We start from the raw sequence: 23,807 nt of genomic DNA on the forward strand, positions 1-23,807 counted from the left end.
GTTAGGATTCTCGACCCTGTTCGGGTGGCAGGTGCAGGCGGTAGCCGACCCAGGGCTCGGTGAGGAGGTAGGCGGGCGTAGAGGGCCTGGGTTCGAGCTTCTTCCTCAGCTGGTTGACAACCACGCGAAGATAGTCGACCTGGTCGCCGTAGTCCGGGCCCCAGACCGCTTGAAGCACCTGCCGGTGCGACAGCACCTTGTTGGCGTGCGTGACGAAATACCGCAGCACGTCGAATTCCTTCGGTGTCAGGCGCAGGCGCCGGCTTCGAGCGGTCACCTCCCGGGTGTCGAAGTCCACGGTGACCGCCCCCAGCACGACGCGTCCGGCCGGGCCTTGTCCTCCGGGGCTGCGCCGGAGCGCCGCCCGAATGCGTGCCGACAGCTCGGACGGCTTGAACGGCTTCGTCACATAGTCATCGGCTCCCGCGTCAAGGGCCTCGACCGCGTCGGCCTCGCTGTCTCGAACGGTGAGCATGATGACCGCGATCTCGGAGGTAGCTCGAATCGTCCGGCACACGTCCAGCCCGTTCATGCCGGGCATGTTGATGTCGAGCAGCACCAAGTCGAAACGGGATTCACGGAGCTTGTCGAGTGCTACCTCGCCGTTCTTGGCGTCATCGACTTCGAACCCCTGACCGCTGAACGTCACTTTCAGCACTCGCCGAATTTGCGGGTCGTCGTCCACCACGAGAATCCGCCCGCCGCTCATCGCGAGGCTCCGTCTGTCGGCAGCGACATCGTGAACGCGGTGCCCCGTTCGGACGAACTCGCCACGCTCACCGTGCCGCCGTGGGCCTGGGCAATATGTTGGACAATGGCGAGTCCCATGCCGGTTCCAGGCATTTGGTTCGCGTTCGCGCCCCGATAGAAGCGCTCGAAGAGACGACTTTGTTCGCGCTCGGGGATCGGAGGCCCAGCGTTCTGGACGACCAGGTCCACGGTGGCGGGGTTCGCGCGTCCGGTGATCGCGATCGCCGACGCCGGCGGCGAGTACTTGACCGCGTTGTCGAGCAACTGGCGCAGGGCTAGCCCGACGAGATCCCGGTCCACCCGCGCAGGCAGCGTCTCTGGAAGGCTCGTGACAATCGTGTGGCCGTCGAGCCGCGGTTCGAACTTCCGGACCGCTGACACGACGATGGCCGAGAGGTCGTCGAAATCGACCCGCAGGTCGAAATCACCGGCATCGACTCGGACCATTTGCACCGCATCGGTCACGAGCGACTGCAGGCGGTCGAGGCCTTCGTCGATGATGGCTGCCAATTCCTGGTTGCGCGCCCCAGGGACGCTCGACCGGAGGTCGGCAGCAGCCACGGTCATCGACGTCAGCGGGGTCTTGAACTCGTGGGCGAGCGCATCCAGCACCGTGGCGCGCAGCTCGCTGCTGTGCCTGGAGGCTTCCGCGCTCGCGGCGGCGTCCTGGCTGCGACCGCGCTCCAAGCCGATCGCGGCCAGGTTGGCGATCGACTGCACCACGGTATCGGTGAGTCCGGCGTCCGGAATGGCCAGGCTTCCGATTGGCGCACCGCCGAGCTGGATGGCCATCACTACCATCGGTCCCTCGCGCACCGACACGGCCTGTCGCGCGACCTCCCGGAGCTTCTGGTTGATGGACGCCACCTCCGTCGGCCCCGACCACGCCACGGTCCCGGTTCGGTGATCGAACACGGCAACCGTGTCGAGGTCGAACGACTCGGCGATGTGGCGGACCATGGCCGCGGGCACCGACGGACGGGCGGGCGACAGCAGCAGCGCCCGACTGAGCGCGTAGAGGCGCTCGAGATCGCGCTGTCTGGAGAGCGCCTCGACATTCCTGTTCCGCGCGCGACCCGACAGCTGGCTGGCGACGATCGCCGTCACGACGAATCCGGCAAGGGCCACCCAGTTCTGAGGATCGGCAATCGTCAGGGTGCCGACCGGCGGCAAGAAGAAGATGTTGAAACAGAGTGTGGCGACCAGCGAGGAAGCCATCGCCTCGGCGATGCCCCATGCCGTCGCGACGAGGAGGACCACGACGACGTAGCTCAGCGCGACGGTCGTCGGGTTCACGGACAGCAACGAGAAGTACAGCGCGGTGATCGCGGCGACTGAACCAACGGAGAGCGCGATCCGGGCGAGGAGGGCGACACGGCGGGTCACGATGTTCTCATCGGCGAATTCCTGGAACGAGCCTACCCAACGCTGCCTGAGCTGTCAAACCGGATGTCGCTCGCGGAACGCACCCGCTCCCGGCCCCGCTCAACGAACGGCTGACGGCGTCGGACCGCCGTGCCGCCAGACACCTGCCGCCCGCCGCCCGCCCGCTTGACGGCCCCTACTGGTCTGGGTACTGTGTCTGTTTAACCTACACTCCGCTTCGCTCGCGGGATGGGGGGAGGACGGGACCCATCCTCCTGACTTGATGGCACTGCAGGACGCTTCCGGCCAAAACCCGTCAGCTAGCCTCGGAACCCCGTCGGTCCCACGGACGCGCAGCGGCGGCGACCATTCCGCCGCCTGACAGGATGTGCTGGCGGTCATAGCAACCTGCCTCCGCCGTGGCTCGGCGTCGTCTTGTGGCCCGGTCGCTGTGAGTCCTTGAGAAGCACGCATGCAGACAGATAGCTCGGTTCACGCGACACCCCGCGGCCCGATCAAGGTCGTTGTCGCCACCACGGTGTTCCTCTCGTTCATCTCGTTCTGGCGGGCTGCGGCCATCGTGCTCGGCGACCTTGGTTCGTCGGCCTTCTACGCCGGCGGGATCGCGGAGCAGGCGGTCGGAAAGGCCGCACCCTGGTTCATCCTCGGCGTCATGCTCTTTTCCTACGCCGTGCGCGCCATCTACGTCGAGAGTTCCGTGATGTTCGTGCGCGGCGGAGTGTACCGGGTGGTCAAGGAAGCGATGGGCGGCACGATGGCGAAGCTGTCGGTCTCCGCCCTGCTGTTCGACTACGTCCTGACCGGTCCGATCAGCGCGGTGTCCGCCGGCCAGTACATCGTTGGTCTCATGTCCGATGTGCTGGGACACTGGAACGCGCGCCTGCCGTTCGCCCCGAATCACGTGGCCGCCGCATTTGCGATCGGCATCATCTCTTACTTCTGGTGGCGCAACACACAAGGCCTGCGCGAGTCGAGCCATGACGCCTTGCGCATCATCCAGATCACGACGGCCATGGTCGTAATCCTCCTGGTCTGGTCGGTCGCGACCCTGCTGTTGCGCGGCGGCGCGCTGCCGCCTCCGCCCACGGCCGAACACCTGCACTTTTCGGACGAAGCGCTCGGCTGGCTGAAGGGCACTCCGCTTCCGACGTTTACAGTGATCGCGCTGCTCATCGGCTTTGGCCACTCATTCCTGGCGATGAGCGGCGAGGAGTCGCTCGCACAGGTGTAACGCGAGATCGAGCACCCAAAGGTGCTCAACCTCCGGCGAACCGGGCTGGTCATCTTCCGCTATTCGCTGATCTTCACGTCCTCGGATAGTTTCCTCGCCGTGGCGTTCATTCCCGACGCGACTCGTGCGAGATTCTCGGACAACCTCATCTCCGGGATTGCGATGCACTTGGTTGGTCCGCTCTGGTTGCGACTGTTCTTCCAGGGCTTCGTCGTGCTGGTGGGCTTCCTCATCCTGTCCGGCGACGTCACCACGGCGATTGTCGGGTCGAACGCCGTGCTCAACCGCGTGTCCGAGGACGGGGTGCTGCCCGAGTGGTTCCGGCATCCTCATCGGCGGTTTGGGACGTCGCATCGGACGCTCAATGTGATCGTCGGTCTGCAGTTGCTCACCGTCGTGCTGAGCGGCGGCGACATCTATCTGCTGGGCGAGGCGTACGCGTTCGGTGTCGTCTGGAGCTTCGCGTTGAAAGGGCTGGCCGTCCTGGTCCTGCGCTACAAGGAGCCTGGACCGCGCGAATGGCGCGTCCCGTTGAACTTCCGTCTGTGGAACACCGAAGTGCCCGTCGGACTGGCGTTGACCACGCTTGGACTGTTCTCTGTGGCCCTGATTAACTTGTTCACCAAGCGTGTCGCCACGGTATCGGGCTTTGCCTTCACCATGGTGATCTACGTCGTATTCGTCGTTGCGGAACACGCCAACGCCAAGCGACGGCGATCAGCGGGCGGCGTGGATCAGTTCCAGCTGGCGCCAGCTGACGACATCGATCTCGACGGCGTCGGCATCCGCCCTGGCGGTGTGCTCGTGCCGGTTCGCGACTACAACACGCTGGCGCACCTGAAGTGGGCGCTCGGCCGGCCAGAGACCGCGCAGCGCGACGTGGCAGTGCTGACCGTGCGCCTGCTTGATCGAAGCGACACCACGACGCACAACCTGCAACAGGGTGATCTCTTCTCCGACTACGAACAGCTGCTGTTCACCCGGGTCGTCGCGGTGGCGGAGCGGGAGGGGCGACCGGTGAAGCTGCTCGTGGTGCCGGCGACCAACGTGTTCGACGCCGTCGCACGGACGACTGTCCGCCTCGCGTCGAGCGAAATCGTGCTGGGCGATTCGGCGAAGTTCAGCGCGGACAACCAGGCGCGGCTGCTCGGGGAGGCTTGGGAACGAGTCGAGGGTAGCCAGCAGCTGGCCACGCGTCTGCTGGCGTACAAGCTGACGGGTGAGGTCCAGCACTACCAGTTGGGCGCGCACGCGCCGGGGCTCACGCGAGACGACCTTGACCTGATTCACGAACTGTGGCTCGAAATGGGAGGGACGGCCGGAGATCTCCATCACCGGGACATTGTCAGGGCGGCGCTCGAGGAGTTCCACATGGACCTGAAGGGGCCACGCAGAGCCGAGGTGCTGGCCAGGGTCCGCGGTGGCCAGTCTTCAACACCAAGTGGTGAGCCCCCTCGACAATGAGGGTCGCGGACGCGGCGGACGGTGTCGTCACCGAGATTGACTCGTAGTCCGTGAAGCCTCATCCAGGGTCCACGTTGCCCTTTTCTTGCCCTTTGGCGGCAGCAACACCCGGCTCCGGCCGGCAAGGAGCAGCAACGGGCGGATCCGGCTGACCGCTTGGTTCTTCAGTGGGTTGCGGTGATTCCGGCTCGGTGGGGCACGGGTCGGCAACCGGCGGCAAGGTGGGCTCGTTCGTGCTACGAACCAGGAGGTCGTCCGCCTTCGCTCGCCGGGAGATCCATGCGAGCTACGGCGAGACCACGCCGCAGCGCGAAGCGCGGAGGCGGGCAGGTTCGAGTCCTGCAGGGCGCGCCACTTCTTCGCTCGCCACGCATCCGGGCGAGCGTTCCATCAACGCCCCAGTCCCGAGCGAGCGAAGCGAGTCGAGGGGCAGGGCGCGCCAAATCCTTCCGGATCAACAACTTATACTGTTCAGCCACTGGTCGATCGCGTTGTAGCTGCGACCCAGAGGGTCGCAGCCGTCGCGCGCGGGATTCGGCCAGATTCTGCGAAGTGACCTCGGTCGCCGTCCTTCGATCACCGGGCGTTGCCCTTTTCTTGCCCTTTGCCCGTCAGGGGACCTGTGTTGGAGCAGGTACCGATGATGAAGGTCGAGTTCACCTCCGCACCGCAGTTCCCCGTCGCTCCCAGGGCATCCATGAGCTGGGTTGGCGCGGCAATGCGCCGAGTCGCCGACACGAGCCGCTCCCGTCGGCGACGCCGTGGAGAGACGCCCAACTCTTCGCGACTTCGAGAACTGGCCTCTACTCCAACCTGACGAGCCCTCGGCGGGCCGCGACCTTGATCGCCTCCGTGCGACTCGTGACGCTCAGCTTCTCGAACAGGTGTCCAAGGTGGGTCTTGAACGTGCGGTTGCTGATGGCGAGCGCATTGGCGATTTCCGGGTTCGCCTTGCCCTCCGCCAGCAACTGTAAGTTCGTGAGTTCTCGCGGCGTGAGCCGCACATGGGTCACGCCTTCGGCGAGCTACTCGGCCGCCGCCGGCACCAAATACGTCTTCCCGGCCAGGACCGTGCGGATGCAGCGGACGAGATCCTCCGCCGAGATGTCCTTCAGCAGGTAGGCCTTCGCTCCCGCGTTGAGCGCGCGCGCGATCTCGTCGTCGGTGTCGTCCGTCGTGAGCACGATGATGCGCGCGGCGGGATCGAGCGCGCGGACCCGCTGGACGGCCTCGACGCCCTCCATCTCGGGCATCCGGGGGTCGAGGAGCGTGATATCCGGCCGATGGTGTTCGAAGGCACGAACGGCCTCGACACCGTTGCCGGCTTCAGCTACGACCTCGCGCCTATGGCCGTCATCAATCTCGCAAACGCACCGTGCGCTCGGGCCGAAGTGGGTCGTCGTCCTTCCTTCAGGGTGCTGAAGCGAGGGCCGAGCCGACGGCCCGCAGCAACTCGTTCGCGCTGAAGGGCTTCTGCAGCGCCGTGGCGGCACCAAGCGCCGACGCCGCCCGGAGCATGGTCCCGCCGAACGCCCCCGATATCGCGATGATCGCGGGCCTCGGCTCGAGCTTCGCGAGCATGCCGATCGTTTCGATATTGTCCTGTTCGGGCATGACGAGGTCGGTGATGACCAGATCGGCGGCTTCAGCCTGCGCCAGCCGTAGCGCCTCGCGGCCGTCCGGGGCCTCCAACACTCGGAACCCGGCGCGCGTTAGGACCCGGGACATCAGGTGCCGGACCGCCGCGTCGTCGTCCGCGACGACGACCGTCAATCTGCGGACGCTCTCGCTGGCGTCGGTGCGCGTACCGACCTGCTCCATCACGGCCTGCGGCCCCACCCCGCGGATGTTGTCTTCGTCGTCTGGAAGGCATGTCACGTCGATCTCCGTCGGCGACTCTGCGGTCACATCGAGAACTGGCCCACCAGGTTCTGGAGTTGCCCAGCCATCTTGGCGAGGGCCTGTGCCGCCGTCTGAGTCTCGGCTGCGCTCTGCGCGGCCGACTGCGCGGCGTCGGCGACGCTCGACACGTTGCGCGCGATCTCGGCCGACCCGCGAGCCGCCTCGGTGATGTTGCGGCCGATCTCGTTGGTCGTCGCCGTCTGCTCCTCGACGGCTGACGCGATCGTGTTGGACACATCGTCGACCTGACGAATGATCCCGGCGATCTGGCCGATGGCCGCCACCGCGCCCTTGGTCTCGCCCTGGATCCCCTCGATCTTTCGGCTGATGTCCTCGGTCGCCTGCGCCGTCTGCTTGGCCAACTCCTTCACCTCGTGCGCCACGACCGCGAAGCCCTTGCCGGCGTCCCCGGCGCGCGCGGCCTCGATGGTCGCGTTGAGTGCCAGAAGGTTCGTCTGTTCCGCGATCGACGTGATGACCTTGATGACGTTCCCAATCTCGGCGGACGACTCTCCCAGCTTCTGGACGGTGTCGTTGGTCGACTCGACGAACCGCACCGCATTCTTCGCCATTTCGGCCGCTTCGTTGGCGGACTTCGAAATCTCGCGGATCGACGCGAGCATCTCCTCGGAGCTGGTCGCGATGACGGTGAGGTTCTTCGACACCTGCTCGGTGGCGGCCGAGACGACGCCGGTTTGCGTGGCGGTCTCCTCGGCGTTGGCCGCCAGTTGCTGGCTGATCGCGGTGAGTTCCTCCGACGAGGTGCCCAGGCCCTCAGCGTTCTGACCGATGTCGCGCATTGAGCCGCGCAGGTCGCGGACCATCGTATTGATCGAGTCCTTCATCGCCGCGTGGTCGCCAGCGTACGTGCCTTCCACCTCCCGGCGGAGGTCCTGCTTGGCCACGCTCTCGAGCACCTTCGCCGCCTCCGCGATCGGCGTCGTGATGGCGTCGAGCGTCGCGTTGAAGCCGGCGATCACCTTCCGGTACTCGCCCTGGTGCTTCGTCGCGTCGGCGCGGGTCGCCATCCGGCCCTCGACGGCGGCCTGCGACAGCGTCCCGACATCGGCGACGAGCGCCTGGACGTTGGTCCGGATGGCGTTCATCCCGTTCGTGAGGATGATCTGTTTCCCCGGGAGGGGGCGCATCTCGCGGGCGAGATTGCCCGCGGCATACTCGTTCATGATCCCGATGGCCTCGACGACCGGGACCGATATGGCGTCGAGAGCCTCGTTGATGCCTTTCGCTAGGCGCGCGTACGCGCCGGCCAGCGAGCCGACGTCGCAGCGGCTCTCGACGTCGCCGGCCTTCTGCTCGCCGATCACCGCTTCCAGGGCGGAGGAGAGGCGGGTGAGGTTGTCGATGCAGGCATTCAGATTGTTCTTGATCTCGTTGAAGTCGCCTTGGTAGATGTCGGTGATCTTCGGCGGGATGTCGCCCTTCGAGATGCGATCCACGTACTCCGCGGCCACGTTCAGCGGCCCAATGACCGCATCCAGCGTCGCGTTGACGCCCGCAATGACCGCCCGGTAGTCGCCCTGGTGCCTGGAGGCATCGGCCCGAACGGCGAGGCGGCCCTCGACCGCCGCCTTGGACAGTGTTCCGGTGTCCACGACCAACGCTTGGATGCCTTCCATCATCGCGATGAAGGCCGGGATCAGCTCGTCGTTCTCCGAGCGGCGCCCGATCGGCTTGTACTTCGCGAGGTCGCTGAGGTCGCCGGCCGCGATGTGCAGCGCCACGCCCTGAAGGGCGAGCAGCCGTTCGCGCACCTCATCTACCGCGCGGCAGACCTCGGCGAAGATCCCCTGGTACTGCCCGGACGCGGCCAGGCGGTAGTCGTTGACAGCCATCCGCTGCAGGACGGCGTTCGCCTCGACGAGGCCGCCCAGGCCGTCGATGCACTGGTTGAGGTTGTTCTTGAGCTCGTTGAAGTCTCCCGCGTAGGCGTCCGTGATCTTCGGTGGGATGTCGCCCTTGGAGATGCGATCGACGTACTCGGCGGCCACGTTGAGCGGGCCGATCACCGCATCGAGCGTCGCATTGACGCCGGAGACGATCCTGCGGAAATCGCCGTCGTGCTTCGCGGCGTCCGCGCGGGTTGCCAGCCTGCCTTCGACCGCGGCTTTCGCGAGGGTCCCTGTGTCCTCGATGAGCGCGTTCACCGCGTCGATGCACGTGTTCAGGTTGTTCTTGATCTCGTTGAAGTCGCCCTTGTAGGGGTCGGTGATTTTCGGCGGGATGTCGCCCTTCGAGATCCGATCCACGTATTCCGCCGCGACGTTCAGGGGACCGATGACGGCGTCGAGCGTGGCATTGACGCCCTGCACGATTGTGCCGTAACCGCCGGCGAACGCCGACGCGTCGCCCCGCTCGTCGAGCCGCCCCTCGCGCGCGGCCGCAGCCAGCCGGCCCGTCTCGGCCGCCATCCGCTGCAGCACTGCGACGGCGCGCGCGAAGTTCTGCGACAACACGTCGCGGTCCGACCTGGGCTCGATCGCGATCCCCAGGTCCCCCCGGCTGAGCGCGTCGGCCGCGGCCGCGATGCCCTTGATGTAGTCGATCGTCCCCCGGAAGGCGTCTGCGAGCCTTCCGACCTCGTCGCCGGACCGGTACTCCACCACGTGGTCGACATCGCCGGCGGCCATCCGGTTGGCTACGTCCGTCATACGAGTGAGCGGGCGGATGGTCAGAAGCGTGATGTACGCGAGCAGGCCGCACGCTCCCAGAACCCAGACGCACGCGATCCCGCTGATCCACAGTTGCCGCCGAGACATACCGGCGACCGCCGACAGTTCTGCGTGCATCTCCGCCACGAGACGCTGGGTGAGGCTCCCAAGCGCCTTCTTGATATCCGCTCCCTGTTTGCCGACCCGGAGCGCCTCGTCCGTGCGGCTGGTCTTCCCGCCGGCCATCTCGGTGTAGACGGACGAGGCGCTGGACGTGTAGGCCGAGTGCTCTCGCAACGCGTCCCCGGCGGCGACCCGCGCCGCCTCCGGCACGCGTTCGTCCCTGCGGACTTGCTCGAGCGCGGCCGCCACCAGCGCGGCCTTTTCTCCCCCGGCCTTCACCGACGCCGGATCGCCCGTCGTCACACCGGTCTCGTAGTCGGTCAACTGCTGCTCGAAGGCAGACAGCGCGGCCTGGCCGCCCTGCGCTGCAGGGAACAGCGCGGCGGACATGTCCTCTAGTCGGTTCTGTGACGAACGGCCGCTTGCGACGACGAACGCCATCGCCACGGCGTAGCCGAGCGCGAGCGCCACGACGAGCGTGACGATCTTCCGGCCCAGACTGAACGACTGCCATTGTGACTTCAGGTTCATGGCTTCACCCCGCCGCCCCGAATCCGCGCAACAGGAACAGGTGCAATCACGCCAGATCAGAAGGAGAACGTCGTCTTGAGTGCCAGCACATACGAGTGCTCGGCCAGCGCATTCGTTCCCGTGGGGATCATCAGCGCGGTGCCGTGGATCTTGTGCAGCTCGGCCTTGACCAGCCAGTACTTGTTGATGTCGACGCGAACCGCTGCGGCCAGGTCCTTGCGGAATCTGGCCACATCGCTCTTGTCGAAGCGATTGAGGTAGTAGTCCTCGTAGTAGGCACCCACCTCAGCGATATCGTTCAGGCGGTAGGTGCTGCTGACGTAGTACGACTCGTCGTCCTGATTCCGCGGGATGACGCCGCCCACGGTCGCTCTGACTTCCTGACGCCGGAACTCCGCCGCCAGCACGAGGTTGCGGAACGCGTACTCGCAGGACACGTAGCTCCGGGTCAGCTTCGTGAAGTCCACCGGCAACGCAATGCCCGGGGGCAGGCCGATCCCCGGCGCCAGGGCTGTGGTCGTTACCTCGACGGTGAACGCCGTCTGGAACCGGGTCACGGCCAGACGCAGACCCTCGATCGGAGTCTGCCACTCGGCGTTCGCGACATAGGTCGTACCGCCATGAGCGTCGGTCACTTTGACGGGCAGCGCCATCTGGATGCTCTTCGCCACTCCGCCGTCCGCCACCATCGCGAGCGCGCCCATGTGCAGCTGGTACCCCAGCCGCCCGGCCTGCTTCATCGGGATCGTGCCGTAACCAGCCATCCCGGTCTGGGCGATCGTGCTCTCGCGCGCGCCATCGTCGTAGGTGCCCTGCGGCAGAAAGATGAAGGTGCGCAACGAGTCGTTGTCGCGGCTCTCGTTGTAGAGGCCGAGCGGCATCTTCACCTTGCCGAAGCGGATTCCCGTCCAGTCCCTGAGTCGGTAGTCGCCGAGCGCCCAGTCAATGGTCGGCGTGTCCTTCCCGACATCCCCTCGCGCCTGGGCGAACAGCTGCATGCCGATACGGAGCCGCGCCGTCACCTGCTTCTGGACGTTGAAGCCGAACTCGTTGAAGTTGAAGGTGCCGTCGCCGGTGCCCTTCATCACGTCGTTGCTGCTCGTGCTCTTCGCGTAGCCTTGGGACACGAACACGTGGACCTGCACGTCGTCGCCCTGCGCGAGCGATGCCGAGGGCAGGGCCGCCAGAAGGACAGCGGCGAGAATCGGTGTCAGTCGTCTGGTTCTGGTGTTCATCGTCGTCTCCCTACTCGACCTTCATGGTCTTCGCCGACCCGGCCGCGGTTCCTGCCGGGACGTAGCCAATGGCGCCCGGCTCCTTCGCCACATACGCGGCGAGCGCCGCGGGATCGGCGAACGACTTCGGTGCCCCCGCCTTGCCAGTGAATACGAGCTTCTTCCAGTAGCTGTCGAACTGCGCCGGCGTCTTGCCGAGGACCTCCTGCAGGAACGCCTTGTGCGCCGCGCCGTCCTCGAGGACGACGATCTTCACCGCCGTCCCATTGCTCCACGTCGTCTTGTCGCCGAGGAACATGGCCTTGAGGTCGGTGCTGCTCACCGCCGCGCCGGGCGCGCTGCCGTTGGCGATCACCACGTACTCCGCGGCCCACGTCGGGGACGAGACCAGCACGGCCGCCGCTGCCAGCACGGCGAGCGCAACGAGGCGCTTCGGGGTCGGTTTCCGCATCACTTGTCGAACCATCGGTTGCTCCTTTCGGTTCGGCCGCCGAACGCCGATTCGCCGCACGCGCGGACGCCCGCGTGGCGAACGTCACTTCGACTCCAGCCAGGGAATCGACCCGGCAGTTCGGTCCGGAGAGGGACGAAAATCTTGAGGCGGACTGGGAGATCCTTGAGCCTGGCGTCGTGGCTTCAGGGTTGCTCGCGGCGGCCTGACACGCCGAGGTGGGGTGCGGTTCGGATCGCGGCTAGAGCCTGGTGAGGCCCTCACGGATGGCGTACTTGGTCAACTCCGCGACACTGAGGCGCCAGGTTCTCCTCCGACCGATTGCCGCTTCAACAAGTAGCCGCGCACGCCCAGCCGCCGCGCCCTGTGGACCAGGTGCGGGTCGGCCTCCGCGGACAGCACGATGGTCCGCGCGCCGGGGAAGCGCTCCGAAGGCGGCGGATGAATGCCAGGCCGCCGTCCGGCGTGCGGAGGTCGCCGAGGGCCAGGTCTGGCGCCGCCGACTTCGCCCGGTCAAGCGCCGAGAGCCCGTCGGCGGCTTCGGCCACGATCTGGCTGCATCTTCCTCGCCTCCGGACCGTGCCGAGTCAGACGGTGGTCGCGCGAGCGAGGGCAGAACGGCCTCGTGGACCTCGTGCGGTTTGGGGAACGAGGGCGGCGCTGACACGCGGATGGCGTCGAGGGGGGTGCGCTGCCGGGACCCGCCTGCACGAGTCCCGGCGCCATGGCACGGAGCCGACGGCGCTATCCGCGCCCGACTTCGCTGGAAAGACCGCTCGTGTCACGCAAGAGCGGTCGTCGGTACGCCGACCGTCACATCGAAATCTCTCCGACCAATGCCTGGAGTTGTCCCGCCATCCCGGCAACCGATTTCGCGGCCTTCTCGGTGTCCGCGGCGCCCTGTGCGCCCGATTGAGCCGCTTGGGCGACGCTCGCCACGTTACGCGCGATCTCGGCCGAGCCGCGTGCGGCTTCGGTGATGTTCCGCCCGATCTCGTTGGTCGTCGCCGTCTGTTCTTCGACGGCAGACGCGATCGTGTTCGACGCATCGTTGATCTGGCGAACGATCTCGCCAATCTGGCCGATCGCGCCGACCGCGCCCTTGGTCTCGCCCTGGATCCCCTCGATCTTGCGGCTGATGTCCTCGGTCGCCTGCGCGGTCTGCTTGGCAAGCTCCTTCACCTCGTTCGCCACCACCGCAAAGCCCTTGCCCGCGTCCCCGGCGCGCGCTGCCTCGATGGTCGCGTTGAGCGCGAGGAGATTCGTCTGCTCCGCAATCGAGGTGATCACCTTGATGACGTTGCCGATCTCCACCGACGACTCGCCAAGCTTCTGGACGGTCTCGTTCGTCGAGTCGACGAACTTCACCGCGTTTCTCGCCATTCCGGCCGCGTCGTTGGCTGACTTGGCGATCTCGCGGATCGAGGCGAGCATCTCCTCTGAACTGGTGGCGACCACCGTGAGGTTCTTCGACACCTGCTCGGAGGCCGCAGAGACGACATTGGTCTGAGTGGCGGTCTCCTCCGCGTTGGCCGCCATTTGCTGGCTGATCGCCGTGAGCTCTTCCGATGATGTGCCGAGCGCGTGGGCGTTCTGACCGATTCCCTGCATCGAGGTGCGCAGGTCCCGTACCATGGTGTTGATCGAGTCCTTGATCGCCGCGAGGTCACCCGCGTACGTCCCTTGCACTTCCGTGCGAAGGTCCTGCTTGGCGACCCGTTCCAGCACCTTCGCGGCTTCCGCGATCGGCGTCGCGATGGCGTCGAGCGTCGCGTTGAACCCTGCGATCACCTTCTGGTAGTCGCCCTCGTGTTTCGTGGCGTCTGCGCGGACGGCGAGCCTCCCCTCCGCTCCAGCCCGTGCCAGCTGCTCTCCGTCGGCGATCAGGGCCAGGAGGTTCGTGCGGAGCCGGTCCATCATCTCGTTCGCCACCACCTGCTTGCCCGGCAGCTTCTTCAAGACCGGTGTGAAGTCCCCGGCGGCATAGGCCCTCAGGATGTTCAGGATCGTCAGGATGTTGCCGACGTGCAGTTGCACCGCTTCATTGACGCCCGCCATCATCTGCCTGTAGGCGCCGGAGAACTGGTCCACCGGCACCACCGCCTCGATGTCTCCCGCCTTCTGGGCGTTGTGCAGCTCGCCCATCCGGCTGAGCATGGCGGTGAGTGTCTCCGTGAGCCCGTTCAGGTTGTTCTTGATCTCGTTGAAGTCGCCCGCGTAGCTCTCGGTGATCTTGGGCGGAATATCGCCCTTCGAGATCCGATCCACGTACTCCGCGGCCACGTTCAGTGGCCCAATGACCGCATCCAGCGTCGCGTTGACGCCCGCGATGACCGTCCGGTAGTCGCCCTGGTGCCTGGAGGCATCGGCCCGAACCGCGAGGCGGCCTTCGACCGCCGCCTTGGATAGCGTCTGCGTGTCCACGACCAGCGCCTGGATGGCCTCCATCATCGCGATGAAGGCCGGGATCAGCTCGTCGTTCTCCGAGCGGCGCCCGATCGGCTTGTACTTCGCGAGGTCGCAGAGGTCGCCGGCCGCGATGTGCAGCGCCACGCCCTGAAGGGCGAGCAGCCGTTCGCGCACCTCATTTACCGCGCGGCAGACCTCGGCGAAGATCCCCCGGTACTGCCCGGACGCCGCCACGCGGTAGTCGTTCGCCGCCACGTGCTGCAGGACGGCGTTCGCCTCGACGAGGCCGCCCAGGCCGTCGATACACTGGTTGAGGTTGTTCTTGATTTCGTTGAAGTCTCCCGCGTAGGCGTCCGTGATCTTCGGCGGGATGTCGCCCTTCGAGATGCGGTCGACGTACTCCGCCGCCACATTGAGCGGGCCAATGACCGCGTCCAGCGTGGCGTTGACCCCCTCCACGATCTTCCGGAAGTCACCGCCGTGCTTCGACGCGTCGGCACGTGTTGCCAGCCTCCCCTCGACGGCCGCCTTCGACAGCGCCTTCGAGTCGGTTACGAGCGCGTTGATCGCGTCGATGCAGACGTTCAAGTTGTTCTTGATCTCGTTGAAGTCACCCGCGTAGGCATCGGAGATCTTCGGCGGGATGTCGCCCTTGGAGATCCGATCGACGTACTCGGCGGCGACGTTCAGCGGCCCGATCACCGCGTCCAGCGTGTCGTTCACGCCCTTTACGATGTCGTGGTAGCCGCCCTGGAACTTCGCGGCGTTCCCGCGCGTGGCCAGCCTGCCCTCGACGGCCGCCCTCGCCAGCCCTCGGGTCTCGTCCGCCATCTCGCGCAGCGTCGTCGTCATCTCTCCGTAGGCCCTGGCGGCCTCCTTCAGCCGGCCAATCATGCCGTCGAACGCCTTCGCCAGTTGTCCGACCTCGTCACCGCGGTCGAGCCGGAGCTCCGTGGCAGTGACCGTCAGGCTGCGCCCGAGGTCGCCGCGCGCGAGGGCGTCGAGCTCCGCCGTCATCGTCCGCAGGTCGACGTCGCCGACCTGCTTGGCGAGAGCCACGACCTGGCCGACCGGCTTCGAGATCGACCGCGCCAGGACGAAGCCCAGCGCGAGCGCCGCGAGGACCCCGACGCCGATCAGGATCGCCATCGTCCGCGTCGCCGCATCGGCGGTGGCCCTGTTGTTGTCGGAGATCCTCTTCGCCACCTGGATGTTGTAGCTCGTCAGAGTGTCGAAGGCATCCTGGGTCTGCCGGACCGTCGCCGCGCCCTCGTTGCGGAGCAGGGCAACCGCCTCGGCCTTCTTGTTCTGGGCCGACAGCGCGTTCAAGCGGTCCGCCAGGTTCATGTATCCCGTCCAGGCGGCCTGCAGGGCCTGGAAGTTCTGCTTGTCCTGTTCGTCCAGGAACTGCTTCCCGTACTCGGCCAGCTGCTTCTTCACTGCGTCGTCGGCCGCCTTGCACGCCGTGACGTACGTGCGCACCTCGTTGGGATCGGTGGCGATCATGGCGTAGGGGATGTTGGCCCGAACCGTGCCGTAGGCCGATGTGGCCCGCACGAGGTCCTCCAACGGAATCGTCACGGTCTCGTACAGCGCGACGTCGTCGGCTTCGATCGTCCTGATCTTCGTGACGCCGACGATGCCGACGACGCCGGCAATCGCGGCGATGACGACGAAGCCCGCCGTCAGCTTGGTCCCGATCTTGAAGTTGTTCAGTGCATTCATGCTTGCGCTCCGTGTCCTTCCGTGACTGTCACTCCACCGAGTCCTGCCTCGCGCGCACCCGTTCTGCCGGCTGCGACGCCGCGCTGGTCGAGCACCTGCGGCGCACCGACCGTGAGCAATAGATGGTTCTCGAGCTTGTAGACGCCGGTGGCCACAGCTCGAATGTCCTGTGAGAGGCTCTCCGGCACCGGCTCGTAGGCGGCGCCGTCCAGGTCGATCACGTCGCCGATCTCGTCCACGAGGAGGCTGACGGCCCCATCGTCGGCAAGGATGACGACGTTCATCGGGACCTGGTTCGGCGGACGAACCTTCAGGCCAAGACGGCGGCGCATGTCGATCGCCGTCACGATCTGCCCGCGCAGGTTGATGAGGCCTACGATTGCGCCAGACGCCCGCGGCACGCGGGTCATGTCCTGGTAGTTGAGGACTTCCTGCACGCGCGACACTTCGACGCCGAACCACAGCCCATCCACCACGAACGTCGCGAACTGCCCGCCGCGATCGGCAGTACCCGTGGCGCCCGCTACCTGGTCGCGCGCCATGATCAACTCCTCTCCGCGGCATCCGCCGCCGTGCTCCGTCGCGAGGCGACACCGGTGATGGTCCGGAGCAGGTCATCGCGGTCCGACCGCAGCACCCATCCGTCGAACCCGATCTCACCGGCCGTCTGGTCCGCGACTCGGCTGGTGAGTCCGAGCACGGGCAGGCCGGCGAGCCGCTCCCGCGTCCGCACCTCGTGCAGCAGGGTGCTCGTCTCACCACCCGGGAGGTCCAGGGCGGCGACGAGGACGTCCACCGGATTGCGCTCGCACGCCTCGAGGGCCTCGGCGACCGAGGCCGCTTCGGTCACCCGCAATCCGGCGAGTTCGAGGCTGTTCTTCAGGAGCGCCCGCGAGAAGGCCGAGGCGTCGGCCAGCACGACCGTCGTGCGGGCAGCGCCGACGGACTTCCAGGTCGGCAAGTCGCCCTGCATCTCTTGCAGCACGGTTCCGAGGTCGAGGAAGTCCGTGACCTTCTTGCCAACAACCGCGGATCCGTTCAGCCCGAGCCTCGTCGAGGACTGTCGCACCGTCACCGCGTCGTGCAGGATGTCGACGATCTGATCGACGATCAATCCCATCGACCGTTCGCCGTCGCTGAAGACGACCGCTGGGACCAGCTCGGGCAGGGCGGCGACGTCGAGCGGCATCCCCTCGAGGACGCACCCCACAGGCACGAGGCGCAGGAGCCCGCCGCGGTACTGGACCACCAGTGTTCCCCCGGCACGCTCCACGCGATTCCGCGGGAACTCTTCGAGGCGGGTCACGAGCGCCAGCGGGACGGCGAGCCGGTCGAACGAGCCGGCCCTGAAGACGAGGTAGCTCTGCCGGCTGGCGTCCGCGAGGTCGCGGCGCTCCTCGGCCTGCGCCTGCGCCGGGGTGGTGTGCAGGACGCCAGACAGTTCCGCGATGCCGTGCACGTCCAGGATCAGCGCAACGCGGCCGTCGCCCATGATGGTGGCGCCGGCGTAGACGTTCATCCCCTTGAGCCGCTTGTCCAGCGGCTTGACGACGATCTCCTGGGCGTCGTGCACGCCGTCCACGACCAGGCCGAACTCGTGGCCGTCGGCCTGCAGCACGACCACATTCACCAGGTCGGTGCGGTGCCCCTCGTCGCCGAGTGCGAGCAGCGTTCGCAGGCGGACGATCGGCAGAAGCGTCCCGCGGCGGCGCAGCACGTGCGTGCCGTGCACCACCTCGAGTTGCCTGAGCCCGTCGCCTTCCAGGCGCAGCAGCTCTCGCAGGCTGACCTGCGGAATGACGAAATGTTCCGCGCCGGCGCCGACCACGAGGCCCGGGATGATGGCGAGCGTGAGCGGGATCTTGATCTTGACGGTGGTCCCGGCCCCCGGCCGGCTCATGATGTCCACGACGCCGCCGATGCGCTCGACATTCGTCTTGACCACGTCCATGCCGACGCCGCGGCCCGACACGCTGGTCACCGTGTCCGCGGTGGACACCCCCGGCAGGAACAGGAGATCCAGCGCCTCGCGGTCGCTGAGACGCTCTGCCTGCTCGGGCCGAAGGAGCGCCTTCTGCACGGCCCTGTCCTTCAGGTGCTGCAGATCCACGCCCGCGCCGTCATCGGTGATCTCGATGTTGACCTGTCCGCCCTCGTGAAACGCGCGCAGGAGGAGCCGGCCTTCGGCCGGCTTGCCGCGCTGGACCCGCACAGCCGGCATCTCGATGCCGTGGTCGCAGCAGTTGCGGACCACGTGCGTCAGCGGGTCCTTGATGGCCTCGATGATGCTCTTGTCGAGCTCCGTGTCCGCGCCGTCCATCTCGACGGTGATCTGCTTCTGGAGTCTGGTCGCCAGATCACGCACGTGACGCGGCAGCTTGTTCCACACGACACCGATCGGCTGCATGCGGGTCTTCATGACCGCCTCCTGCAGCTGCATCGTGATCAGGTTCAGGCGTTGCGATGTCGACGTCAGGCCCGCTTCCTCGCGTCGGCTCGTGAACTGGATGATCTGGTTTCGGGCCAGGACCAGCTCACCCACCAGGTTCATCAGGCGATCGAGCAAGCCCACGTCGACACGGATGGTCGAATCCCCGATCCCGGTCTGGCCCGGCGATCCGTTCGACACCGGCGTGCTGGGTTCCTCGTGTTGGCTCATCGCGACCTCTCTGCCGGCCATGCGGCCAAGCCGGGGCGAACAAGGACCGGACCGCTCTCGCCCTGTCGCGGCACGGACTCGTGGCGGCCACGGACCTGACACCCAGTTGGCCGCCGAACGCCGGTTCACCGCACGCGCGAACACCCGCGTCGAGAACTTCACTTCGGCTCCAGCCAGGGAATCGACCGCCAGTTCCGTCCGGAGAGGGACGAAGATCTCGAAGCGGGCCGGGAGATCCTTGAGCCTGGTGTCGTGGCTTCTGGGTGGCTCGCGGGCGGCCTGACACGCCGAGGTGGTGTGCGGGTCAAATCGCGGCTAGAGGCTGGTGAGGCCCTCGCGTATGGCGTACTTGGTCAACTCCGCGACACTGAAGAGCTCCAGCTTCTTCATCATGCTATGGCGGTGCGTGTCGACGGTGGTCACGCCCACGCCCAGCGTCGCGGCAATCTCCTTGCTGGTCTTGCCTTCCGCGAGCAGGCGCAGCACATCGATCTCGCGAGAAGACAACGGCATGCGGCGGGCGGGTACCTGGGCCTCGCGGTAGCCTTCCGCGACGAGCGCCGCCACTTCAGGGCTGAAGAACGCCTGGCCGTGCATCGCGGCGTCGACCGCCCGGACGACTTCCTCCGACCGATTGCCCTTCAACACGTAGCCGCGCACGCCCAACCGCAGCGCCCCGTGGACCACAAGCGGGTCGGCCTCCCCGGACAGCACGATGGTCCGCACGCTGGGGAATCGCTCCGAAAGACGGCGGATGAATTCCAGACCGCCGTCCGGCATGCGGAGGTCGACGATGGCCAGGTCTGGCGCCGTCGACGTCGCCTGGTCAAGCGCCGAGAGCCCGTCGGCGGCCTCTGCCACGAGCTGAATGTTCGGCTGACGCCCGAGCACGACCTTCAATCCGTCGCGGACGATCTCGTGGCCGTCGACGATCAGCACGCGCGCAACATGCATCGGAGTCACGCCTCGACGGCTAGGCTGCCGGGGAGGGCGGCGCACAGCACTTCCCGGGTCTTACGCAGGAGCGCCTCTCCGGTGAACGGCTTCCGGATGAAGGCCAGTCCCGGCTCGAGTACGCCGTGGTGAACGATCATGTCGTCCGTGTACCCGGACATGTACGCCATGCGGACGTCCGGGCGCTCCGCGAGCACCTGTCGTGCCACGTCTCGGCCGCCCATGCCGGGCAAGACGACGTCAGTCAGCAACATGTGGATCGGACCGTCGTGCTCCCGCGCGAAGGCCTTCGCCTCGTCAGCGTTGGCGGCGGCGAGCACGCGGTAGCCTTGGCCGCGGAGCGTGCGCTCAATCAGCCTGCGGACATCGTCCTGGTCTTCAACGACGAGCACGGTTTCTGTCCCACCCAACGCAGGCACTTCAGGCGGGCCTGGAGTGACGGGCGAGACGGTGTCGCCAACCGAGGGGAAATAGACCCTGAAGGTCGTGCCTCGGCCCGGCTCGCTGTGGACCCCGATCGAACCTTGACTCTGTTTGACGATGCCGTACACCGTCGCCAACCCGAGTCCGGTGCCCCGGCCGACGGGCTTCGTGGTGAAGAACGGTTCGAACAGACGTCGCTGCGTAGCCTCGTCCATGCCGACGCCCGTGTCGCTCACCGCGATCATGACGTGCTCGCCCGTGGGGGCACCCGGATGCCGGGCGGCGTCCTCGGCAGCGAAGTCGACCGTGGCTGTTTCGATCGTGAGCAGACCGCCGTCCGCCATGGCGTCTCGCGCGTTGATGGCGAGGTTGATGATGACCTGCTCGAGCTGACCCGGATCGGCGCTCACCCGGCCGAGCGGCTCGGACAACCTCATCGAGAGCGTGATGTCCTCCCCGATGACGCGGCGTAGCAGGGACTCCACATGGCGCAGCACCTGATTGAGATCGACGATCTGCGGTTGGAGGATCTGCCGGCGGCTGAAGGCCAGCAGTTGGCTGGTCAGGCTGGCCGCCCTCTTGGCGGCCTGGCGGATTTCTGCGAGGTCATTCTGGGCGGGATGCGACAGACCCAGTTCCTGCGCAACCATGTCCGCGTATCCGTCGATCACCACGAGCAGGTTGTTGAAGTCGTGCGCGACGCCGCCAGCGAGCCGGCCGACGGCCTCCATCTTCTGTGCCTGGCAGAGTTGCTCCTCGGTGCGGCGCAGGTCGGTGATGTCCTCGACCAGGACGGCGAGCCGTTGCGGGTGTTCTGGTTCGTCGACGACGGGAAACACGCGCCCCCGAACCCACCGGACCGTTCCATCGGGCCGTTGGATCCGAAACGTGCTCGACATGCCCTCCCCCGCCGGAAGCGCGGCGATAATCGCGGCCACGTGAGGGCGGTCGTCGGGATGGATGGCTTCGAACCACACGAGCGGGTCGGCGTACGCGTCGTTCACGCGGCGGCCCCACGTGTCTTCCCACTTCTGACTGACGTACAGGGATCTGCCGTGTGGCATCTCGACGATGATGAAGGCTTCCTTGATGTTGTCGGCCAGCAGGCGAAACCGTTCCTGGCCGCAGGGGGATTCGAGGGCCCGCAGCGCCTTTCGATAGGCGCGGCGCCCGATCGCGCGCCGAACCACGGTCGAGAGTGACCCGAGATCGAGTCCCTCTTTCGCCAGGCAGTCGTCGGCGCCCTCCCGCAACGCAGCAGCCGTCGTGGTTTCGGTGGATGCCGAGGTCAGGATGACGATCGGGCTGCCCCCGGCGGACGCCGCCACCCGCCTCACCGTACTGAGGCCATAGCTGTCGGAGAGGTCCGGATCGAGCACGATCGCATCGAACTCACCGGCGCCAAGACGGGCGACGGCGTCGTCGGCGCGGGACGACATCGTCACCGTGGCTGGACCCGATGCATGATGCTGAAGGCTCTCAACGACGAGCCCGGCATACGTCGAATCACCGTCCACGAGCAAAATCCGAAGCGTGTCTCTCTCCACCGTCATATACGGCGCCGTCCTTGGCGCCCAGACCAACGCCCGGGCCTCTCAGCGTGTCAATCAACCCCTGATGTGGAGCGGGCGATGGTCTCAGATGCACGAACACCTCGAGTTGCAGAGGGGGATCGGGTGACTTGTCCGATCTATGCGGTTCCCGAACCGAGGGCCGAGTCTCGCTCCTTCATCTCGCTCTTGAGCCGGCGACCGCACTCGCCGCACATCCCGTGCGACACCGGCAGCGGTCCCTCCTTCGTGGTCTTTCCACACCACGCGCACACGACGCGCAGCCGAATCCCTGTCCGCCTGATCCCCTTCGCCAGTGTGACGTCACAGTGCATGCCTTCAGCGCCGCCAAGTGAGCCGCTCATGAACTCGTCCTTCGTCCGGGTAGGAGTCGCTGGTTGGTCGACCGCGATCGGCAACACCTTTCGGCGACGCCCTTGCGGCCCCGCTACCGTTCACTTCTAGAAGAGCAGAACACATGCCAACAGGCCGGCTATTCGGAAGGTGATTCAGTGGACGCCAGTTGGCCGGGTGAAGGCTCTCGTCGCGAACCCGCGACGACGCGCGGCGATTGGGGGCGGCGAGCGCCAGATGGCGAAATGAAGGCAGCAGTCCCATTCCTCGTCATCGTTGGAATGGTGCACCGCGCGGGTCATCCCCGCCGCAGTTGCTTGGATACTCGTCGGCGGCAGGCATGAGGCAGTGCAGCACGGGTTGCAGGAGCCGAGCGACGCTCACCTGATCCCGGTGTCGCTGCCTCGCGGCCCCGAGGACCACGGAGACGAGAATGGTCCGGACGGCCACCGGGTCGTCGACTCGGAACTCGCCCGTTGCTTGCCCGTCCAGCAGGATCCAGTCGAACGCGCCGTTGATCTGGCGTTCCCATCGCGTGAAGTCGAATTTGGGAGCCACGAGAGACCGAATGGAGTCGGGGCTGCCGGCGAGGTCCAGGAAGTAGGGCTCGCGTTCGAGCAGCCCGCAGATGTCCTCACAGAGGCTGACGATGCGCTCGCAGCTCAACCCGCGTCGCGTCACCGCCTTCGTGGCGGTTGCGGCCAGCCGCCCCGCGCAGTCCTCGAGGATGGCATTGATGAATCCCTGTTTGCTGCCGAAGTGGTAGTACAGCATCGGCTTGGACACGCCAGCCAGGGGAGGGACTTCCCCGACCGACACGGACGCGACTCCTCGCCGTCTGAGGAGCTCGATGCCCGCCTGGAGTAGACGACTTCGCGTGGACTCGCCGTTCAGCGCCGGGGGGGCTGTGACAGCGATGGCGCCGGCCGGATCCGCACCCGCACGCTCATCGGCGAGCATTGCTTTCCTGGCGCTTCCTGTACGAGGGCCGACGCACACCTTGAGCTCGAGGGCGAAGCCGCGCTTCCGTGCCCTCCGTTTCAAGCCATGTGCTTTCGACGGGAGGCGCCGGATCGACCGGCGTTTGAGACCGGGAACGGACGGCAAAGACGGCGATGGCGAGCACGCAACTGGTGAGTGTCACGAGAACAAAGACCGTATCTGCCCGCATGGATTCTCCACTGTGGGTGAGTCGAGTCGCGGATCGGCGCAGGCGGCTTCCGGTCGATGCAGTCGGGCTGCCGACCGGCCCCTCCGTAGCGGGCTATGCCTTTACGCACGTGACGAGCGACCAGATTCGCGGAACGTTGACCTTCTCGATCGAGACGGGGTTGAGACCCGCCTGCGCGAGGAACGCGTGCAGATCGAGGTCGGCCCTGAAGCCGACGTGGATCGTGAACGGCGAGATCAGACGGTCGCACCACGACCCGAAGAGGTTCGTGCTGCGAAAGTGGTTGAGGATGATGACCTTGCCGCCAGGCCTGCACACACGGCACATCTCCGACGCGACCCGGACCGGATCGGGCACCACGCTGATCAGGTACGCCGCGTAGACGATGTCGAACGTCGCGTCGTCGAACTTCAGGTCGGCGGCGTCCATCTGCATCAGCTGGACGTTCGAGATACCCTTGCGCGCGACCCGTTTGCGAGCCTTCTCGAGCATCGAAGCGGAGAAGTCGACGCCGGTGACCGCACAGGCGCGCGGATAGAGCGCCGCGTTGATGCCGGTGCCGACGCCGACCTCGAGGATGTGGTCGCCGGGCCTGATCCCCATCCGCTGAATGGCCTGGAGCCGGCCCGGATGCAGCGTCGGACCGAACGTCCAGTCGTATACCGAGGCGAGGTTGCCATAGACGGCCTCGACGAAATCGTTCTCGACCGCCGTTACCGACAACGTCCGGGTTGCCGCGTCGGACGACGTCATGTAGTCGTCGCCGACGTGGGAGTAGCTCCGTCCAAACACCGTCATTTCGCTCTCCACGGCGGTCAGC

16 protein-coding genes and 1 pseudogene are annotated in these 23,807 nt (G+C 66.6%); 1 reads left to right on the forward strand and 16 read right to left on the reverse strand.

The window, feature by feature from the left end; genetic code table 11:
* Position 1: 1 nt before the first annotated feature.
* Complete coding sequence (locus VGK32_10195) at positions 2 to 709, reverse strand: response regulator transcription factor (GenBank protein ID HEY3382128.1); 708 nt, start codon at positions 707 to 709, stop codon at positions 2 to 4.
* A complete protein-coding gene (locus VGK32_10200; protein ID HEY3382129.1) occupies positions 706 to 2,136 on the reverse strand; it encodes an ATP-binding protein in 1,431 nt (476 codons plus the stop codon). The genes VGK32_10195 and VGK32_10200 overlap by 4 nt, the downstream gene beginning before the upstream one ends.
* A gap of 451 nt (positions 2,137 to 2,587) precedes the next feature.
* Here VGK32_10200 and VGK32_10205 point away from each other — a divergent pair.
* Positions 2,588 to 4,831 (forward strand): annotated as a pseudogene (locus tag VGK32_10205) (APC family permease).
* An 803-nt stretch (positions 4,832 to 5,634) separates the two neighbouring features.
* Here the strand turns inward: VGK32_10205 and VGK32_10210 are convergent.
* The 14 genes from VGK32_10210 to VGK32_10275 all read right to left on the reverse strand — a co-directional run bounded on the left by VGK32_10210 (position 5,635) and on the right by VGK32_10275 (position 23,785).
* The gene (locus tag VGK32_10210; GenBank protein ID HEY3382130.1) at positions 5,635 to 5,844 is read right to left on the reverse strand and encodes a LuxR C-terminal-related transcriptional regulator; all 210 of its coding nucleotides are present in this window, start codon (positions 5,842 to 5,844) and stop codon (positions 5,635 to 5,637) included.
* Between the two features lie 12 nt (positions 5,845 to 5,856).
* On the reverse strand, positions 5,857 to 6,324 hold the full coding sequence (locus VGK32_10215; GenBank protein ID HEY3382131.1) for a response regulator transcription factor: 468 nt from the start codon (positions 6,322 to 6,324) through the stop codon (positions 5,857 to 5,859).
* On the reverse strand, positions 6,242 to 6,709 hold the full coding sequence (locus tag VGK32_10220; protein HEY3382132.1) for a response regulator: 468 nt from the start codon (positions 6,707 to 6,709) through the stop codon (positions 6,242 to 6,244). Before VGK32_10220 ends, VGK32_10215 begins: the two co-directional genes overlap by 83 nt.
* 26 nt (positions 6,710 to 6,735) lie before the next feature.
* Complete coding sequence (locus tag VGK32_10225; protein HEY3382133.1) at positions 6,736 to 10,056, reverse strand: methyl-accepting chemotaxis protein; 3,321 nt, start codon at positions 10,054 to 10,056, stop codon at positions 6,736 to 6,738.
* A 56-nt stretch (positions 10,057 to 10,112) separates the two neighbouring features.
* On the reverse strand, positions 10,113 to 11,291 hold the full coding sequence (locus VGK32_10230; GenBank protein HEY3382134.1) for a hypothetical protein: 1,179 nt from the start codon (positions 11,289 to 11,291) through the stop codon (positions 10,113 to 10,115).
* 10 nt (positions 11,292 to 11,301) lie between these two features.
* Positions 11,302 to 11,757 carry a hypothetical protein gene (locus VGK32_10235; protein HEY3382135.1) on the reverse strand — a complete coding sequence of 152 codons (456 nt, stop codon included), beginning with the start codon at positions 11,755 to 11,757 and terminating at the stop codon, positions 11,302 to 11,304.
* A 798-nt stretch (positions 11,758 to 12,555) separates the two neighbouring features.
* Positions 12,556 to 15,876 (reverse strand): methyl-accepting chemotaxis protein, encoded by a 3,321-nt coding sequence (locus VGK32_10240; GenBank protein ID HEY3382136.1) that lies wholly within the window; start codon positions 15,874 to 15,876, stop codon positions 12,556 to 12,558.
* A complete protein-coding gene (locus VGK32_10245; protein ID HEY3382137.1) occupies positions 15,873 to 16,418 on the reverse strand; it encodes a chemotaxis protein CheW in 546 nt (181 codons plus the stop codon). The genes VGK32_10240 and VGK32_10245 overlap by 4 nt, the downstream gene beginning before the upstream one ends.
* A 2-nt stretch (positions 16,419 to 16,420) precedes the next feature.
* The gene (locus VGK32_10250; GenBank protein ID HEY3382138.1) at positions 16,421 to 18,535 is read right to left on the reverse strand and encodes a hybrid sensor histidine kinase/response regulator; all 2,115 of its coding nucleotides are present in this window, start codon (positions 18,533 to 18,535) and stop codon (positions 16,421 to 16,423) included.
* 315 nt (positions 18,536 to 18,850) lie between these two features.
* Positions 18,851 to 19,489: a response regulator transcription factor gene (locus tag VGK32_10255; GenBank protein ID HEY3382139.1), complete on the reverse strand. Its 639-nt coding sequence runs from the start codon at positions 19,487 to 19,489 to the stop codon at positions 18,851 to 18,853.
* 5 nt (positions 19,490 to 19,494) lie between these two features.
* Positions 19,495 to 21,465 (reverse strand): response regulator, encoded by a 1,971-nt coding sequence (locus VGK32_10260; protein HEY3382140.1) that lies wholly within the window; start codon positions 21,463 to 21,465, stop codon positions 19,495 to 19,497.
* 137 nt (positions 21,466 to 21,602) lie between these two features.
* Positions 21,603 to 21,827 (reverse strand): hypothetical protein, encoded by a 225-nt coding sequence (locus VGK32_10265; protein HEY3382141.1) that lies wholly within the window; start codon positions 21,825 to 21,827, stop codon positions 21,603 to 21,605.
* A gap of 259 nt (positions 21,828 to 22,086) precedes the next feature.
* Positions 22,087 to 22,776 (reverse strand): TetR/AcrR family transcriptional regulator, encoded by a 690-nt coding sequence (locus tag VGK32_10270; GenBank protein ID HEY3382142.1) that lies wholly within the window; start codon positions 22,774 to 22,776, stop codon positions 22,087 to 22,089.
* Between the two features lie 304 nt (positions 22,777 to 23,080).
* On the reverse strand, positions 23,081 to 23,785 hold the full coding sequence (locus VGK32_10275) for a methyltransferase domain-containing protein (GenBank protein ID HEY3382143.1): 705 nt from the start codon (positions 23,783 to 23,785) through the stop codon (positions 23,081 to 23,083).
* Positions 23,786 to 23,807 lie beyond the last annotated feature (22 nt).

It is taken from the genome of Vicinamibacterales bacterium (assembly GCA_036504215.1).
GTDB lineage: Bacteria > Acidobacteriota > Vicinamibacteria > Vicinamibacterales > Fen-181 > FEN-299.

Bases quoted from the DNA above. Each gene is read 5' to 3' on its own strand.
- VGK32_10260 (HEY3382140.1), bottom strand. From the start codon at position 21,465: ATGACGGTGGAGAGAGACACGCTTCGGATTTTGCTCGTGGACGGTGAT.
- VGK32_10255 (HEY3382139.1), bottom strand. From the start codon at position 19,489: ATGCATGTTGCGCGCGTGCTGATCGTCGACGGCCACGAGATCGTCCGC.
- VGK32_10270 (HEY3382142.1), bottom strand. From the start codon at position 22,776: ATGCTCGCCGATGAGCGTGCGGGTGCGGATCCGGCCGGCGCCATCGCT.
- VGK32_10245 (HEY3382137.1), bottom strand. From the start codon at position 16,418: ATGGCGCGCGACCAGGTAGCGGGCGCCACGGGTACTGCCGATCGCGGC.
- VGK32_10235 (HEY3382135.1), bottom strand. From the start codon at position 11,757: ATGGTTCGACAAGTGATGCGGAAACCGACCCCGAAGCGCCTCGTTGCG.
- VGK32_10195 (HEY3382128.1), bottom strand. From the start codon at position 709: ATGAGCGGCGGGCGGATTCTCGTGGTGGACGACGACCCGCAAATTCGG.
- VGK32_10240 (HEY3382136.1), bottom strand. From the start codon at position 15,876: ATGAATGCACTGAACAACTTCAAGATCGGGACCAAGCTGACGGCGGGC.
- VGK32_10230 (HEY3382134.1), bottom strand. From the start codon at position 11,291: ATGAACACCAGAACCAGACGACTGACACCGATTCTCGCCGCTGTCCTT.
- VGK32_10225 (HEY3382133.1), bottom strand. From the start codon at position 10,056: ATGAACCTGAAGTCACAATGGCAGTCGTTCAGTCTGGGCCGGAAGATC.
- VGK32_10265 (HEY3382141.1), bottom strand. From the start codon at position 21,827: ATGAGCGGCTCACTTGGCGGCGCTGAAGGCATGCACTGTGACGTCACA.
- VGK32_10275 (HEY3382143.1), bottom strand. From the start codon at position 23,785: ATGACGGTGTTTGGACGGAGCTACTCCCACGTCGGCGACGACTACATG.
- VGK32_10250 (HEY3382138.1), bottom strand. From the start codon at position 18,535: ATGAGCCAACACGAGGAACCCAGCACGCCGGTGTCGAACGGATCGCCG.